The organism is Pseudomonas sp. TMW22091 (assembly GCF_022496705.1).
Classification (GTDB): Bacteria; Pseudomonadota; Gammaproteobacteria; order Pseudomonadales; family Pseudomonadaceae; genus Aquipseudomonas; species Aquipseudomonas saxonica.
The window spans coordinates 198,845-213,506 of the sequence record NZ_SCFI01000009.1; the positions used below are offsets into that span (position 1 = coordinate 198,845).

A 14,662-nucleotide genomic window follows, 5' to 3' on the forward strand; every position below is an offset into this window, starting at 1 on the left:
ATTGGGTTGGGCGCGTTGTGCGTGCTGAGTATTTGGTTGTCACTGGCCTTGGGGCCGGTGAGCCTGCCTTTATTTGATACCTTGCGTGCGGCATTACGCTTGATGGGAGTGCCCATTCATGGCCAAGGGCTGGAGCAGGCCGAATTAATACTGGGGCAGATTCGTTTGCCGCGCACTTTGCTGGGACTGGCGGTTGGCGGCGTGCTGGCGCTGTCGGGGGTGGCCATGCAGGGGCTATTTCGCAACCCATTGGCAGACCCGGCATTGGTGGGCGTGTCCAGTGGTGCTTCTTTGGGCGCGGCGATCGCGATTGTGGCAGGCGCTACCTTGGGCGGGCTGCCTGAATTTTCAGGTCCTTATCTATTGTCGTTTAGTGCGTTCGTTGGTGGGCTGGCGGTCACCGCACTGGTGTATCGCGTCGGTCGTCGTAATGGCCAGACCCATGTAGGCGTGATGTTACTGGCGGGGATCGCACTGACCGCGCTGGCAGGTTCTATTGTGGGTTTTTTCACCTATCTGGCTGATGATGCGACGTTGCGAACGCTGACATTCTGGAACTTGGGAAGCCTTAATGGTGCCAGCTATGCACGGTTATGGCCGTTGCTGGTTGTCACCGCGGGTGTTGCGTTGTGGTTGCCACGCCGCGCCAAGGCGCTGAATGCGTTGTTGTTGGGCGAATCCGAAGCCAGTCATCTTGGCATCAACGTGGAAGGTCTCAAGCGCGAACTGGTGATGTGTACGGCGCTAGGGGTCGGCGCAGCAGTAGCTGCGGCTGGAATGATCAGCTTTGTCGGGCTGGTAGTGCCCCATCTGGTACGACTGCTGGCAGGGCCAGATCATCGGGTGTTGCTGCCCGCGTCTGTATTGGCGGGGGCAACCCTGCTGCTGTTTGCAGACCTGATTGCACGTCTTGCTTTAGCGCCGGCGGAATTGCCGATTGGTATTGTTACCGCATTTCTTGGTGCGCCCTTTTTCCTCTATTTACTGCTGCGAGGTCGCCACTGATGCTGCGCACAGAAAATTTGCACATCCGACGCGGTGAAAAAATCGTGTTGGCTGATGTCTGTCTTGAGGTGCGGGCGGGTGAAGTGCTTGGGGTGCTTGGGCCCAACGGCGCGGGTAAAAGTACATTGTTGGCCGCATTGTGCGGGGAGCTTGCCCCCACAGAGGGGCTGGTGTGGCTGGATGAGCAACCTCTGAATCAATGGAAAGGCCTTGAGCGTGCACAGCGATTGGCCGTTTTACCGCAAACGTCGACACTGGATTTTGCGTTTCGAGTGGAGGAGGTGGTGGGTATGGGACGCCTGCCTCATCAGACAGGGCGCGTGCGCGATGCACAAATAATCCATGAGGCGCTGGAGACTGCGGATGTTGGACATTTAGCGGGTCGCAGCTATTTGGCGTTATCAGGTGGTGAACGTCAGCGGGTTCACTTGGCGCGCGTGCTGGCGCAATTATGGCCTGGGCAAAATGGTCAAACGTTGTTGCTGGATGAGCCCACCTCCATGCTGGATCCTTTGCACCAACATACGACGTTAAAAGCCATTCGAGCATTCGCAGATCGCGGGGCGGCTGTGCTGATCATTCTGCATGACTTGAACCTGGCTGCACGTTACTGCGATCGCTTGTTGCTGCTGGAAGCGGGGCGCCCCAGTGCATTGGGTTGTCCACAGGAAGTGTTGAAACCCGACTTGCTCAAAGCCGTCTTCGGTCTGGATGTACTGGTGCAACCGCACCCTGAGTTGGGTCATCCGCTGATTATTGCGCGCTGAAACAAAATCTTTAGTGGTTGGCGGGCGCTTTCCACAGGCAAAAAAAGACCCGGCAAGAGCCGGGTCAAATAACCGTGATTAGCCTGATGAGGAGATTTTCTGAGAGTCCGAACCAAGGGCCTTTCAGAATATCGGCTGGTCTCGCGACCAGATGGCGTAATCATAACAATTCTCATTTCCATGTCAACAACTGTTTTTTAGCTTTATCCAAAAGCGTGTAAACGGTTGTTTCAGCCTTTTCGCGACGTCGACAAATGATCGACTTGCCGATTAAGCGCTTCTTTTCGCTCGGCGGGAATATCGTTCCAGTGCACATCCAGCAATGCACCCTCTATGGCATACAGTAATACCTTGGAGGCTCTGAAGCCTCTAGCTTTGACTGCCCGGTAAGCATCCACGGCGCCCAGACGCTTCAGGTCCGATGCGCTATGAATGCCCACAGCGTGAAGCCATTGCGCTGACGTTTTACCAAGATTCTTCAAATGCTGAAGTTCATCGTTCATCAGCTCTCCTTGCGACGGCGTGAGCTCAGCGTTTACGGGGCGACACGATTTTTACTCAAGTGTAGCGGCAGGTAGGAATAACGCTGCTCATTAGTCGTTTTTGGAACAAGCAAACCGTGCCATAAGATGAATTTTGAGCTAAAGAAGAGGCCGCAAGCACCTCAGAGGATGCAGAAGGCAGAGCGCTTGCGTCGATCATGCCTGCCCGCTTGACTCCCGAATGTGGTTAAGCGGCGAAGTGTCGTATTTGTATTACCGGGTGCGGTAGCGCAACCGTGTTCCAAAATTAACTGACATCAATATTTCATCGGCTGTCAGTTCTACGGGAAAGTACGCACCCGAAATTTGTGCGTGAGCCAGGCTGGCGCCTTCGATGCAAGCTGTGCGCAAGTCCAGGCCGCGCAAATCAGCTGAGCGGAAGTAGCCATCAGTAAAATCAATGGCGTTCGCATTGAGCTCACGCAGATCCAGACCTCGAAAATCCCCCCCGCGCATATCGACGGGCCCATCAGGGCGCTGTTGATTAAACCCGTTGATGTTGTCTTCATGCAGCAGTGTGTAGAGGGCTGACGCAAGTAATGAAGGGTGGCTCATGGGGAGGCTCCTGCGTGGTCGATACTGGCATTATAGTATCGCTGTGGGGGGCGCCGTTAAATCACAGTGTTTAACGGCGCCCCCGTCCACTTACAGGCCTGGCAAGCGCTGACGGATGTCAGCAATCAGGGTGTCGAGACTTTTGCTGTTGTGGGTTTCAACACGCTTGCTGTGCAAGATTTCATCAGCCCCAAGCGGTTCCCGGCTAGCTTGTTGAGCCTTGACCACTTCCAGTGTGGCATCGGACGGGTCAGTGCCAAGGGCTCTGCGATGGGCCAGCCAGCCTTCGATGACGGCATCGGGGGCGGTGCAATCCAGAATCAGGCAAGGGACACCCGTTGCTTCCGCTACTTTGGCCGCGGCATCACGTTGCGCACGTTTGAGATAGGTGGCGTCCAGCACAACCGGGAAACCTGCACGGAGAACGATTCCAGCCAGTTCGTGAAGTTTGGTGTAGGTAACATCGCTAGCCTCAGCGTTATAAATGCCTGCACCTACAGCATTTTCAGACTGTTGATTACCAAACAACTTCTTGCGGACTACATCTGAACGTATACGTATCGCTCCCAACGACTCGACGAGACGCATTGAGACGGAGCTTTTGCCCACAGCCGAAACCCCGTGAGTAATAGCTAGAAAGCGTGAAGGGATGGTGCTGTAGCTTTCAGCCAGGTTGGCATAGTTGCTGTATTGGCGAAGAGTGGCGGCCCGTTGAACAGGGCTGGCTTCTGCAGGCATGCTGAACAGGCTGACCTTGGCGCGCACCAGAGCGCGATAGGCTTTATAGAAGTTCAGCAGTTCCAGCCCTTCGTAGTCCTCGGTCAGCTCCAGGTACTGGCTGACGAAACGTCGGGCCAAGGATTTCAAACCACGATCCTCAAGGTCCATGGCCAGAAACGCTGCATCGGCATATACGTCGGTGAAGCGGAAGGGCTCATTAAATTCAATGCAGTCGAAAATAACCACCTTGCCATCAATCAGGGTCGCGTTGCCCAAGTGAATATCGCCATGGCATTCGCGGATAAAACCTTCGGCCTTACGCTTCATTAGCAACGGCTTCAGACGCTCAAAGCTCGCCTGTGCCCAAGCCTGGAGTGCATCCAGTTGTTGCAGGTCAGCTTTGTCCGAAAGAAACGGGCGAATTTGCTCGAAATTCTGGATTACGGGATCCATTACCGCTTCTGGAGTGCCTTGGTAATGTTCCAGAGGAACATGAGGGGCATGGGCGTGGAAGCGTGCAATCTGCTGGGCCATCTCATCAATATGAGCGGCATTTAATTCGCCGTTGGCTTGCAACGTACTTAGCAGTTGGCTTTGCGGGAATTGACGCATTTTCAGTACATATTCAATGGCTGTTCCTTCACCACCCAGAATAGGCGCCTCGGCTGTGCCAGTGATGGGCAATACGTCAAGGTACAGGCCTTCGGTCAAGCGCTGGTTCAGGCGCAGCTCTTCTTTGCAGAAGTGCTCGCGGGCACTGAGATCGGTAAAGTTCAGAAATCCGAAGTTAACCGGTTTTTTCATCTTGTAGGCATATGAGCCGGTGAGGATGACCCAGGAAATGTGCGTCTCGATAACCTGAAATCCATCGACTTCATGTGGGTACAGATCCGGGTTTTTCAGGGCGGCAATCAAGTTCTGGCTCACGGTTGATCCTTCAAGGTTTAGAAAAATAATGGTCGCCATTATGGCTGCTGATAGCGGTACTGCAAACCGCCGGGCTGCGCATGATGAACATGAACAAAGTGCGTATAATCTCGCGCCATGACTCGAACCCGATCTTCTCGCACCCGTTCCAAACGTCCTTCCGGTGGTCCTCGGCGCTGGCTGGGCTGGGCTCTTAAGCTCAGTCTGGTAGGCCTGGTTGTACTGGCAGGTTTTGCCATGTACCTCGATGCCATTGTTCAGGAAAAGTTCTCCGGCAAGCGCTGGACCATTCCTGCCAAGGTGTACGCTCGCCCGTTGGAGCTGTTCGTCGGCCAGAAGCTGGCCAAAAATGACTTTCTTACTGAGCTTGATGCGCTCGGCTATCGTCGCGAAAGCGTAGTCAATGGCCCCGGCGTTGCAGCAGTCAATGGCAACACAGTTGACCTCAATACCCGAGGTTTTCAATTTTATGAGGGTGCCGAAAAAGCACAGCCTGTACGGGTGCGGTTCTCGGGCGATTACGTCGCAGAACTTTCGTCGACCAACGGTTCAAAATTGCCCGTCGTCCGCCTTGAACCTTTGCTGGTAGGCGGCCTTTACCCTAAAAACCTCGAAGACCGCATTTTGATCAATATTGATCAAGTGCCGCCGTTCCTGCTTGAAACGCTGGTAACGGTTGAGGATCGGGACTTCTACCATCACTTTGGCGTGTCGCCGAAGTCGATCATCCGAGCCATGTGGGTCAATACGTCATCCGGGCAAATGCGCCAGGGCGGCAGTACCTTGACTCAGCAGTTGGTCAAAAACTTCTACCTGACTAACGAGCGTAGTCTGAGTCGCAAGTTGACCGAGGCAATGATGGCGTTGTTGCTTGAGTTGCATTACGACAAGCGTGAGATTCTTGAAGCGTATCTGAACGAAGTGTTCGTCGGTCAAGACGGTCAGCGAGCAGTCCATGGTTTTGGCCTGGCCAGCCAGTTCTTCTTTAGCCAGCCGCTCGCTGAGCTCAAGTTGCATCAGGTTGCGTTATTGGTCGGGATGGTAAAAGGGCCCTCGGCCTACAATCCCCGTCGCTATCCGGAGCGTGCTCTGGAGCGTCGTAACCTTGTGCTCGACTTGCTGGAACAACAAGGTGTCGCGACGGCAGAGCAAGTGGCTGCCGCCAAGAAAATGCCTTTGGGTGTGACCAAGCGGGGCAGCTTGGCTGACAGCTCATTCCCGGGGTTCCTCGATTTGGTCAAGCGCCAGTTACGTGAGGATTATCGCGACGAAGATTTGACTGAGGAAGGGCTGCGAATCTTCACCAGTTTCGACCCGATCCTGCAAATGAAGGCAGAAGCTGCCGTCGGTGAAACCTTCAAGCGTTTGTCCGGGCGCAAAGGCTCGGATGAAGTTGAGGCTGCAATGGTGGTGACCAATCCTGAAACGGGTGAGGTTCAGGCACTGATTGGAAGTCGTCTGCAGGGGTATGCAGGTTTCAACCGCGCACTGGATGCCGTGCGTCCAATTGGTTCGCTGATCAAACCCGCGGTTTATTTGACCGCTCTTGAGCGTCCGAGCCAGTACACGTTGACCAGTTGGCTGTCAGATGAGCCGCTGTCGATAAAAGGTGCGGATGGCCAGATCTGGAAACCGCAAAACTATGATCGCCGCTCGCACGGTACAGTTTTCCTGTATCAGTCGATGATGAACTCCTACAACTTGGGCACCGTACGACTGGGGCAGGAAGTCGGCGTACCCAATGTGCTTAAAACCCTTGCACGATTGGGCGTTGAGCGTGAGTTCCCTGCGTTTCCGTCCATGTTGCTGGGTGCTGGCGCATTGAGCCCTATTGAAGTGGCGACTATGTATCAGACGCTGGCCAACGGCGGTTTCAATACGCCGATGCGCGGTATTCGCAGTGTGTTGACGGCAGAAGGCGAGCCGCTCAAGCGCTACCCATTCCAGATCCAGCAGCGTTTTGACCCGGCTTCAATCTTTCTGATTCAGAACGCCATGCAGCATGTGATGCGCGAGGGTACTGGGCGCTCGGTCTATAACGTGTTGCCGAGAAGCCTCGCTGTGGCGGGCAAGACAGGTACCAGTAATGACTCACGAGACAGCTGGTTCGCCGGGTTTAGTCAGGATGTGCTGGCCGTTGTCTGGCTGGGCCGCGACGATAACGGCAAAACGCCGTTTACGGGAGCTACCGGTGCCTTGCAGGTGTGGACCAGCTTTATGAAAAAAGCGGACCCATTACCGTTGGATATGCCGCAGCCGGATAACATTGTTCAAGCCTGGATTGACCCGCACACCGGCCAAGGTTCCGATGCCAACTGCCCGGGTGCAGTGCAGATGCCGTATATTCGCGGCAGTGAGCCGCCAGCGGGTGCCAGTTGTGGTGCGCAGGAACCTGCGCCGGGTGAAGCCGTGATGGATTGGGTCAAGGGCTGGTTGAATTAAGCAAAGAGGATTAGACGTGAACAAGTGGTGGATTCCGGCTGTTTCAGCCTTTGCTTTGCTTAATGGTTGCGCGAGCGTGCCGCAGGGTTCAATCCCTGTGGTCGACTCGGGTGTGCCTGTGTCAAATAACGAGCGTGTTTCGGCTCAGCGCACAGCCAGTAATTATCCGCAGGCGACGGCTGCTCGTGCAGCCCAGGCGCAGGCGATTCCTCAGGACTCGGGTGTCGTTGTAATGATTCCGGGAGGCGGGGCGGCTGTTTCGACCCCTATAAGCAGTGCGCCTTTTACGCCGGGGCCGATTACTCCTGGGCCAGCCTCCGCACCCATCAGCACGGGGAGCTACACACCGAGTACGACCTACACGGCCCCGGCTCCTGTTAGCCCCAGCGGAATCCCTTCCAGCAGTGGTGCTCTGGCAGCCGATGAGCAATTGGACGGGCCAGTGCTGGCGCTGCTGACAACCGCTCAGCAACAGCAATCCAGTGGCGACTTGAATGGCGCTTCTTCGAGCCTGGAGCGGGCGCAGCGAGTAGCACCTCGTGAGCCGCAAGTGCTTTATCGTTTGGCTCAAGTGCGCTTGGCTCAAGGGGATGCTGCACAGGCGGAGCAATTTGCCCGCCGCGGTCTGACCTTCGCCAGTGGTCGCCCGGACTTGCAGGCAAGTCTATGGGGGCTGATTGCCCAGGCTCGCGAAAAACAAGGTGATGCCGCCGGCGCTGCATCTGCGCGTCAAAAAGCGAAGGTAAGCCTCTGATGGACAATCGTATCGCGGCCCTGGCTGACCAATTATTGTTGATTGAGCGCGAATTGCGCGTGCAGGGCTGGTGGGATGATGTAGCTCCCAGTGCTGAAGCCTTGGCGAGTGTTGAGCCATTTTCAGTGGATACGCTGGATTTTCATCAATGGCTGCAGTGGGTTTTTCTAACCAGAATGAAGCAGATTCTCGAATGCAACCTTCCCTTGCCCAACGCGTCCGGGATCCTCGAAATGGCTGAAATGGTATATGCCGACCGTCCGCTAGAGAGCCTTGGATTGCGTACGGCGCTGAAAAAGTTCGATCAACTGATCGTCGACGCTCGTTAATTGCCTGGCTGCCGGTTTTTCCGGCAGTCGAGCGCATATTTCTACCGCTTTGCGCCATTCGCGCGCGTTTTATCCCTCATCAAGACAGCTTATTATGAGTTCTCATGCGCTTTGTTGGAAAAAAGCGCAATTATTGCTTGACTTGCAGAGGCTGAAACACAAGAATCCAACGACCGCTGTACAGGGACTGCCAGAAGCAGACCCTCTCAGCAGATCATGAGGCGCACACCCGCGCCGACTTGTTACACCCGCAACGCGTTACCTCGCGCTGGGTGGGAAAGCCCCGCAACACTTGGGGAGTTCCCAATGCTTGCTCAGTCAGTGCTGACGTAGTCGGCGACTACCGTCGCTCATGCTCTGCTGAGAAGTAAACCTATTAAGACCCGTTCGTATTTTTGTGAACGGTATTCTGGCGTTTTAGAGGTGAACAACGTGGAGCTTTTATCTGGCGGTGAGATGCTTGTCCGCTTTTTGCGCGACGAAGGTGTCAAACACATCTACGGGTACCCAGGTGGTGCTCTCCTTCATGTTTACGATGCGCTGTTCAAAGAACCGGAAGTGACCCACATCCTGGTTCGGCATGAGCAGGCTGCAACCCATATGGCTGACGGTTATGCCCGTGCCACCGGTAAAGCCGGTGTTGTACTGGTTACGTCCGGGCCGGGTGCGACCAACGCCATTACCGGTATCGCTACGGCCTATATGGACTCCATTCCGATGGTGGTCATTTCAGGTCAGGTGCCTAGCACCATGGTCGGCACCGATGCATTTCAAGAAACCGACATGATCGGTATCTCCCGGCCGATCGTGAAGCACAGCTTTATGATCAAGCATGCCTCTGAAATCCCGGAGGTAATGAAAAAAGCTTTCTATCTCGCACAATCCGGTCGGCCCGGTCCGGTCGTTGTCGATATCCCTAAAGACATGACCAACCCGGCTGAGAAGTTCGAGTACGTCTTCCCGAAAAAAGCCAAGTTGCGCTCTTACAGTCCGGCAGTACGCGGGCACTCGGGGCAAATTCGCAAAGCTGTTGAGATGCTTTTGGCGGCTAAACGTCCGGTTCTCTACGCGGGCGGCGGCGTTATCCTGGGTGGTGGTTCTGAGCCGCTGACCGAGTTGGCCAAAATGCTCAACGTGCCAGTGACTAATACGCTGATGGGGTTGGGTGCTTACCCTGGCACTGACCGTCAGTTCATCGGCATGCTGGGGATGCATGGCAGCTTTACCGCCAACATGACCATGCATAACGCGGATGTCATTTTGGCCGTTGGTGCGCGCTTTGATGATCGTGTCATCAACGGCCCGTCCAAATTCTGTCCGAATGCCAAGATTATTCATGTCGATATCGACCCGGCTTCCATCTCCAAAACCATCAAGGCTGATGTGCCTATTGTTGGGCCTGTAGAGAGCGTGATGACCGAAATGGTCGCAATCCTTAAGGATATTGGTGAAAAACCCAATTCTGAGGCCGTTGCCAGCTGGTGGAAGCAGATCGATGAGTGGCGCGGTGATCGCGGTCTGTTCCCTTATGACAAAGGTGACGGCAGCAAGATCAAGCCTCAAGCTGTGATCGAAATGCTCTGCGAAGTGACCAAAGGCGATGCTTACGTCACTTCCGATGTAGGCCAGCATCAGATGTTTGCGGCCCAATACTACCGTTTCAACAAGCCTAATCGCTGGATCAACTCAGGCGGTCTGGGCACGATGGGCTTTGGTTTCCCGGCTGCAATGGGTGTGAAACTGAACTTCCCTGATGCTGACGTTGCGTGTGTGACGGGGGAGGGCAGTATTCAAATGAACATTCAGGAACTGTCCACTTGTCTGCAATATAACCTGCCAGTAAAAATCATCAGCTTGAACAACGGCGTGCTTGGCATGGTTCGTCAGTGGCAGGACATGAACTACGGCAGTCGTCACTCGCACTCTTATATGGAATCGCTGCCTGACTTCGTCAAGCTGGCTGAGGCATATGGGCACGTGGGTATCAGAATCACTGACCTGAAAGACCTGAAGCCCAAGATGGAAGAAGCCTTCGCCATGAAAGATCGCCTGGTGTTCCTCGATATTCAGGTTGATACCAGTGAGCACGTTTATCCGATGCAGATCAAAGATGGCTCCATGCGCGACATGTGGCTGAGCAAGACGGAGCGTACTTAATCATGCGGCACATTATTTCTTTGCTTCTTGAAAACGAACCCGGTGCTCTGTCTCGCGTTGTCGGGCTGTTCTCTCAGCGTAACTACAACATCGAAAGCCTGACCGTAGCGCCGACTGAAGACCCGACCTTGTCGCGTCTGACGCTGACTACGGTGGGGCATGACGAAGTTATTGAGCAGATCACTAAAAACCTGAACAAGCTGATTGAAGTGGTCAAGCTGGTGGACTTGTCAGAGAGTGCTCACATCGAGCGAGAACTGATGTTGGTCAAGGTCAAGGCGACGGGCGCTCAGCGTGCAGAGATTAAACGCACCACGGATATTTTTCGCGGGCAGATCGTTGACGTAAGCGCCAGTGTTTACACCGTGCAGTTGACAGGTACCAGCGACAAGCTCGACAGTTTCATTCAGTCGATTGGCACTGCATCGATCCTGGAAACCGTGCGCAGCGGCGTCACCGGTATTGCTCGTGGCGACAAAGTACTCAGCATCTAACTCCAATTAAGTAGTACATGGCCGAGTGGCCTGGATATATAAGGGAAAATCATGAAAGTTTATTACGACAAAGACTGCGACCTTTCGATCATCCAGGGCAAAAAAGTAGCCATCATCGGTTACGGCTCCCAGGGTCACGCTCAAGCCTGCAACCTGAAAGATTCCGGCGTGGACGTTACTGTTGGTCTGCGTAAAGGTTCGCCGACTGTCGCCAAAGCTGAAGCTCACGGTCTGAAAGTGTCTGACGTTGCCAGCGCCGTTGCTGCTGCTGACATCGTGATGATCCTGACTCCGGACGAGTTCCAGTCCTCGCTGTACAAGAATGAAATCGAGCCGAACATCAAGCAAGGCGCGACGCTGGCCTTCTCTCACGGCTTCGCGATCCATTACAACCAAGTGGTACCGCGCGCTGACCTGGACGTGATCATGATCGCGCCGAAAGCACCGGGTCACACCGTTCGTTCCGAGTTCGTAAAAGGCGGCGGTATTCCTGATCTGATCGCTATCTACCAAGATGCGTCGGGCAATGCCAAGAACGTTGCCCTGTCTTACGCTTCGGGCGTGGGTGGTGGTCGCACCGGCATTATCGAAACGACTTTCAAGGACGAGACTGAAACTGACTTGTTCGGTGAGCAGGCTGTTCTGTGTGGTGGTACTGTCGAGCTGGTTAAAGCAGGCTTTGAAACTCTGGTTGAAGCAGGTTACGCGCCAGAAATGGCTTACTTCGAATGCTTGCACGAGTTGAAGTTGATCGTTGACCTCATGTACGAAGGCGGTATCGCCAACATGAACTACTCGATCTCCAACAACGCGGAGTACGGTGAGTACGTGACCGGGCCGGAAGTGATCAACGCTGAATCCCGTCAAGCCATGCGTAATGCTCTGAAGCGCATTCAAGATGGCGAATACGCGAAGATGTTCATCTCTGAAGGTGCTACCGGCTACCCATCGATGACCGCCAAGCGTCGTAATAACGCGGCCCACGGTATCGAAGTTATCGGCGAGCAACTGCGCTCGATGATGCCTTGGATCGGCGCGAACAAGATCGTCGACAAAGCAAAAAACTAAGTTTTACGCCTAAAAAGAACGCGGCCTCGGCCGCGTTTTTTCGTTTCAGCGGCCGCTTCTGGTATAAAGCAGGATCGTTTGCGGGTGAGTCTTGGCCGCAAGCCTCTATCGAAACTTTTCATATCGTTGCAAGGTAATGTCCATGAGCGAACGTCCCGAAGAGCCAAAAGCGGCTTCAGACGCCGATAGCCTGCTGCCTGTCGATGAGCATGTCGAAGAAGGGCATGACGCTGAGGGCCGTAAGGTCCGGCATCGTGGTATCTATCTGCTGCCAAACCTTTTTACTACGGCGAACTTGTTCGCTGGCTTTTACTCCATCATCAACTCAATGAGCGCACAAAGTGCCATGAGTGCTGGTGATGCTGCGGGTGCAAGCAAGTATTTTGCATTTGCTGCCATCGCTATTTTTGTCGCGATGGTGCTGGACGGCCTTGATGGTCGCGTGGCTCGAATGACTAATACTGAAAGCGCTTTTGGCGCTGAATATGATTCCTTGTCCGATATGGTCGCCTTTGGCGTCGCTCCTGCATTGCTGGCCTTTGGCTGGGCGTTGGGTGATATGGGCAAGGTCGGCTGGATGGTTGCCTTTATCTACGTCGCTGGCGCGGCTTTGCGTCTGGCGCGTTTCAATACCCAGGTTGGCACGGCAGATAAGCGCTATTTTATTGGCTTGGCAAGTCCGGCCGCTGCGGGTGTGGTTGCGGGCATCGTATGGGCATTCAGTGATTATGGTATCCAGGGTTCCAAGATGTCCTTCCTGGTGGCCCTGCTGGTTGCGGCAGCGGGTATGTTGATGGTCAGCAATATCAAGTACAACAGCTTTAAAGAGTTGGACTTGAAGGGGAGAGTTCCGTTTGTAGCCATCCTTGCTGTGGTGCTGGTGTTTGCCGTCGTGTTCAGCGATCCCCCGCGTATTCTGCTGATCGCATTTTTGGCGTATGCCGCATCGGGCCCTATCCAGTATTTGCTGCATCTACGTCGTAACAAAACCCGCGAGTGATGTAATTTCTCCCATACTCCGTAGTCTATTGGTGCATCAGTCCTCCAATACTACGGAGTTGTCATGCTCATCAAACTGCCTAAAGCGTCCGACAGTAAAGAGTCGGACGTAACGCCTGAATCCTTCTATCTATCCCGTCGTGCATTATTGGGCAGTTCGCTTGCAGGCTTGGCTGTGGGCGTGCTTCCGCGTTGGTCCAGTGCCGCCGATGCCGCCCGTTATGCCGATGTCGAGCCGGGTAAGGCGCCGAGCTGGTTTGTCGACAAACTTGCGCAAACCAAATGGCAAGCCGTTACGGTGAAAAATGAGGCGATTACCCCTTTCAAGGACGCAACGCACTACAACAACTTTTATGAGTTCGGCACCGACAAGGGTGACCCGGCTCAAAATGCGGGGGCGCTAAAAACAGAGCCTTGGACAGTGGTGGTGGATGGAGAGGTGGGCAAGCCTGGTCGGTATGCGCTCGAAGATTTCATGAAACCCTATCAGTTGGAGGAGCGAATTTATCGATTGCGCTGTGTTGAGGCCTGGTCAATGGTGATTCCGTGGATGGGCTTTCCGTTATCGGCCTTGCTCAAACAGGTTGAGCCGACATCCAAAGCAAAGTACATCCGTTTTGAAACATTGCAGGATCCCAAGGTGATGCCAGGACAGCGCTCTGGTTTTGCGTTGATCGATTGGCCGTATGTGGAGGGGTTGCGACTGGACGAAGCCATGAACCCGTTGGCAATACTGGCGGTGGGGATGTATGGGCGAGAGCTGCCCAATCAGAATGGGGCGCCACTGCGTTTAGTCGTGCCATGGAAGTATGGGTTTAAAAGCGTTAAGTCGATTGTGCGAATCAGTCTGGTCGAGGAGCAGCCGAAAACCACTTGGCAGAGCATCGCTGCGGATGAGTATGGCTTTTATGCCAATGTAAACCCTCAGGTCGACCACCCGCGCTGGACGCAGGCGCGTGAGCGGCGCTTACCGAGCAGTCTTTTCAGTCCCAACGTACGTGATACACAAATGTTTAACGGTTACGGTGATGAAGTCGCTTCTTTATATAGTGGGTTGGATTTGCGGAAGAACTATTGATGCGACTCTTGGTTTGGCGACTTTGCGTTTTCATGGCTGTGTGCATCTGGCCGCTGTATTGGTTATACGAGGCTTGGAGTTTTGCCTTGGGACCAGACCCGGGAAAGGTGCTCGTAGATCGACTGGGGCTTGGAACACTGATCCTGTTGCTGGTGACATTAAGCATGACACCCATGCATAAGCTTACTGGCTGGTCAGGGTGGATTGCTGTACGGCGACAACTTGGCTTGTGGTGCTTTACCTACGTTGTACTGCATCTGTGTGCCTACCTGTTTTTTGTTCTTGGGCTGGATTGGTCGCAGCTAGGTGTGGAGTTGCGCAAGCGTCCCTACATCATTGTCGGTAGCTTGGGCTTCCTCTGTCTGCTTGCGCTGGCCGTAACATCCAATCGTTACAGTCAAAAGCGCTTGGGAGTTCGATGGAAAAAGCTGCATCGCTTGGTGTATCTGGTTTTGGGGTTGGGCTTGCTGCATATGCTTTGGATTGTGCGGGCAGACCTCAAGGAGTGGGCGGTCTATGCATGTATAGGGGGTTGTCTTCTAGCCCTACGAATACCTGCGGTGAAGCGCCGTATTCCGCGCCTCCAGAAGAAAAAGCCATTTATAGCGTCTTAATTAACAATTACCGCTTGACCCAGAATTCTAACGGCCTATAATTCGCCCCACTTCCGGCGCAGTCGAAACGGAAAACTCCTTGATATTCAATGAGTTGTACGGTTTTCGGCGGTGTCAGCTTCAAGTCATCGAAGCAGGAAATGAGGTGTTGACAGCAGCGTGTAACGCTGTAGAATTCGCCTCCCGCTAACGAGAGATCGAAAGCGCAAGT

General features: G+C 54.2%; 14 protein-coding genes. 11 read left to right on the forward strand and 3 right to left on the reverse strand.

Annotation, left to right across the window (positions count from 1 at the left end; all coding sequences use genetic code 11):
- The first annotated feature begins 21 nt into the window (after nucleotides 1-21).
- The gene (locus EQV93_RS17455) at nucleotides 22-1,005 is read left to right on the forward strand and encodes a FecCD family ABC transporter permease (RefSeq protein WP_208727529.1); all 984 of its coding nucleotides are present in this window, start codon (nucleotides 22-24) and stop codon (nucleotides 1,003-1,005) included.
- Nucleotides 1,005-1,772, forward strand: coding sequence for a heme ABC transporter ATP-binding protein (locus tag EQV93_RS17460; protein ID WP_122783681.1), 768 nt, complete (start codon nucleotides 1,005-1,007; stop codon nucleotides 1,770-1,772). Before EQV93_RS17455 ends, EQV93_RS17460 begins: the two co-directional genes overlap by 1 nt.
- Before the next feature lie 230 nt (nucleotides 1,773-2,002).
- Here the strand turns inward: EQV93_RS17460 and EQV93_RS17465 are convergent, their stop codons facing one another.
- From EQV93_RS17465 to EQV93_RS17475, 3 genes are all read right to left on the reverse strand, one after another.
- Nucleotides 2,003-2,275, reverse strand: coding sequence for a TfoX/Sxy family protein (locus EQV93_RS17465; RefSeq protein WP_122783680.1), 273 nt, complete (start codon nucleotides 2,273-2,275; stop codon nucleotides 2,003-2,005).
- A 252-nt stretch (nucleotides 2,276-2,527) separates the two neighbouring features.
- On the reverse strand, nucleotides 2,528-2,869 hold the full coding sequence (locus tag EQV93_RS17470; RefSeq protein ID WP_122783679.1) for a pentapeptide repeat-containing protein: 342 nt from the start codon (nucleotides 2,867-2,869) through the stop codon (nucleotides 2,528-2,530).
- A gap of 90 nt (nucleotides 2,870-2,959) precedes the next feature.
- Entirely contained in the window at nucleotides 2,960-4,516 is a 1,557-nt protein-coding gene (locus tag EQV93_RS17475; RefSeq protein ID WP_240892051.1) for a bifunctional aminoglycoside phosphotransferase/ATP-binding protein, read from the reverse strand.
- A 117-nt stretch (nucleotides 4,517-4,633) separates the two neighbouring features.
- On the opposite strand from EQV93_RS17475, the gene mrcB reads away from it, so the two are divergent.
- The 9 genes from mrcB to msrQ all read left to right on the forward strand — a co-directional run bounded on the left by mrcB (nucleotide 4,634) and on the right by msrQ (nucleotide 14,451).
- Nucleotides 4,634-6,958: a penicillin-binding protein 1B gene (mrcB, locus tag EQV93_RS17480; protein WP_146387034.1), complete on the forward strand. Its 2,325-nt coding sequence runs from the start codon at nucleotides 4,634-4,636 to the stop codon at nucleotides 6,956-6,958.
- Between the two features lie 16 nt (nucleotides 6,959-6,974).
- Nucleotides 6,975-7,712 (forward strand): tetratricopeptide repeat protein, encoded by a 738-nt coding sequence (locus tag EQV93_RS17485; RefSeq protein WP_122783676.1) that lies wholly within the window; start codon nucleotides 6,975-6,977, stop codon nucleotides 7,710-7,712.
- The gene (locus EQV93_RS17490) at nucleotides 7,712-8,041 is read left to right on the forward strand and encodes a YqcC family protein (protein WP_122783675.1); all 330 of its coding nucleotides are present in this window, start codon (nucleotides 7,712-7,714) and stop codon (nucleotides 8,039-8,041) included. The genes EQV93_RS17485 and EQV93_RS17490 overlap by 1 nt, the downstream gene beginning before the upstream one ends.
- Before the next feature lie 432 nt (nucleotides 8,042-8,473).
- Nucleotides 8,474-10,198: an acetolactate synthase 3 large subunit gene (locus EQV93_RS17495; protein WP_122783804.1), complete on the forward strand. Its 1,725-nt coding sequence runs from the start codon at nucleotides 8,474-8,476 to the stop codon at nucleotides 10,196-10,198.
- Nucleotides 10,199-10,200: 2 nt separating this feature from the next.
- Nucleotides 10,201-10,692: an acetolactate synthase small subunit gene (gene ilvN / locus EQV93_RS17500; protein ID WP_019410366.1), complete on the forward strand. Its 492-nt coding sequence runs from the start codon at nucleotides 10,201-10,203 to the stop codon at nucleotides 10,690-10,692.
- A 51-nt stretch (nucleotides 10,693-10,743) separates the two neighbouring features.
- Entirely contained in the window at nucleotides 10,744-11,760 is a 1,017-nt protein-coding gene (gene ilvC, locus EQV93_RS17505) for a ketol-acid reductoisomerase (RefSeq protein WP_122783674.1), read from the forward strand.
- 142 nt (nucleotides 11,761-11,902) lie between these two features.
- Complete coding sequence (pssA, locus tag EQV93_RS17510) at nucleotides 11,903-12,760, forward strand: CDP-diacylglycerol--serine O-phosphatidyltransferase (RefSeq protein WP_122783673.1); 858 nt, start codon at nucleotides 11,903-11,905, stop codon at nucleotides 12,758-12,760.
- 63 nt (nucleotides 12,761-12,823) lie between these two features.
- The gene (gene msrP, locus EQV93_RS17515) at nucleotides 12,824-13,837 is read left to right on the forward strand and encodes a protein-methionine-sulfoxide reductase catalytic subunit MsrP (RefSeq protein WP_122783672.1); all 1,014 of its coding nucleotides are present in this window, start codon (nucleotides 12,824-12,826) and stop codon (nucleotides 13,835-13,837) included.
- The gene (gene msrQ, locus EQV93_RS17520) at nucleotides 13,837-14,451 is read left to right on the forward strand and encodes a protein-methionine-sulfoxide reductase heme-binding subunit MsrQ (RefSeq protein ID WP_240892052.1); all 615 of its coding nucleotides are present in this window, start codon (nucleotides 13,837-13,839) and stop codon (nucleotides 14,449-14,451) included. Before msrP ends, msrQ begins: the two co-directional genes overlap by 1 nt.
- Nucleotides 14,452-14,662: the final 211 nt, after the last annotated feature.

What these genes read in the sequence shown, in the direction of transcription:
- EQV93_RS17460 (WP_122783681.1), top strand. Translation starts at nt 1,005, where the DNA reads ATGCTGCGCACAGAAAATTTGCACATCCGACGCGGTGAAAAAATCGTG.
- EQV93_RS17465 (WP_122783680.1), bottom strand. Translation starts at nt 2,275, where the DNA reads ATGAACGATGAACTTCAGCATTTGAAGAATCTTGGTAAAACGTCAGCG.
- EQV93_RS17470 (WP_122783679.1), bottom strand. Translation starts at nt 2,869, where the DNA reads ATGAGCCACCCTTCATTACTTGCGTCAGCCCTCTACACACTGCTGCAT.
- mrcB (WP_146387034.1), top strand. Translation starts at nt 4,634, where the DNA reads ATGACTCGAACCCGATCTTCTCGCACCCGTTCCAAACGTCCTTCCGGT.
- EQV93_RS17490 (WP_122783675.1), top strand. Translation starts at nt 7,712, where the DNA reads ATGGACAATCGTATCGCGGCCCTGGCTGACCAATTATTGTTGATTGAG.
- ilvN (WP_019410366.1), top strand. Translation starts at nt 10,201, where the DNA reads ATGCGGCACATTATTTCTTTGCTTCTTGAAAACGAACCCGGTGCTCTG.
- ilvC (WP_122783674.1), top strand. Translation starts at nt 10,744, where the DNA reads ATGAAAGTTTATTACGACAAAGACTGCGACCTTTCGATCATCCAGGGC.
- pssA (WP_122783673.1), top strand. Translation starts at nt 11,903, where the DNA reads ATGAGCGAACGTCCCGAAGAGCCAAAAGCGGCTTCAGACGCCGATAGC.
- msrP (WP_122783672.1), top strand. Translation starts at nt 12,824, where the DNA reads ATGCTCATCAAACTGCCTAAAGCGTCCGACAGTAAAGAGTCGGACGTA.
- msrQ (WP_240892052.1), top strand. Translation starts at nt 13,837, where the DNA reads ATGCGACTCTTGGTTTGGCGACTTTGCGTTTTCATGGCTGTGTGCATC.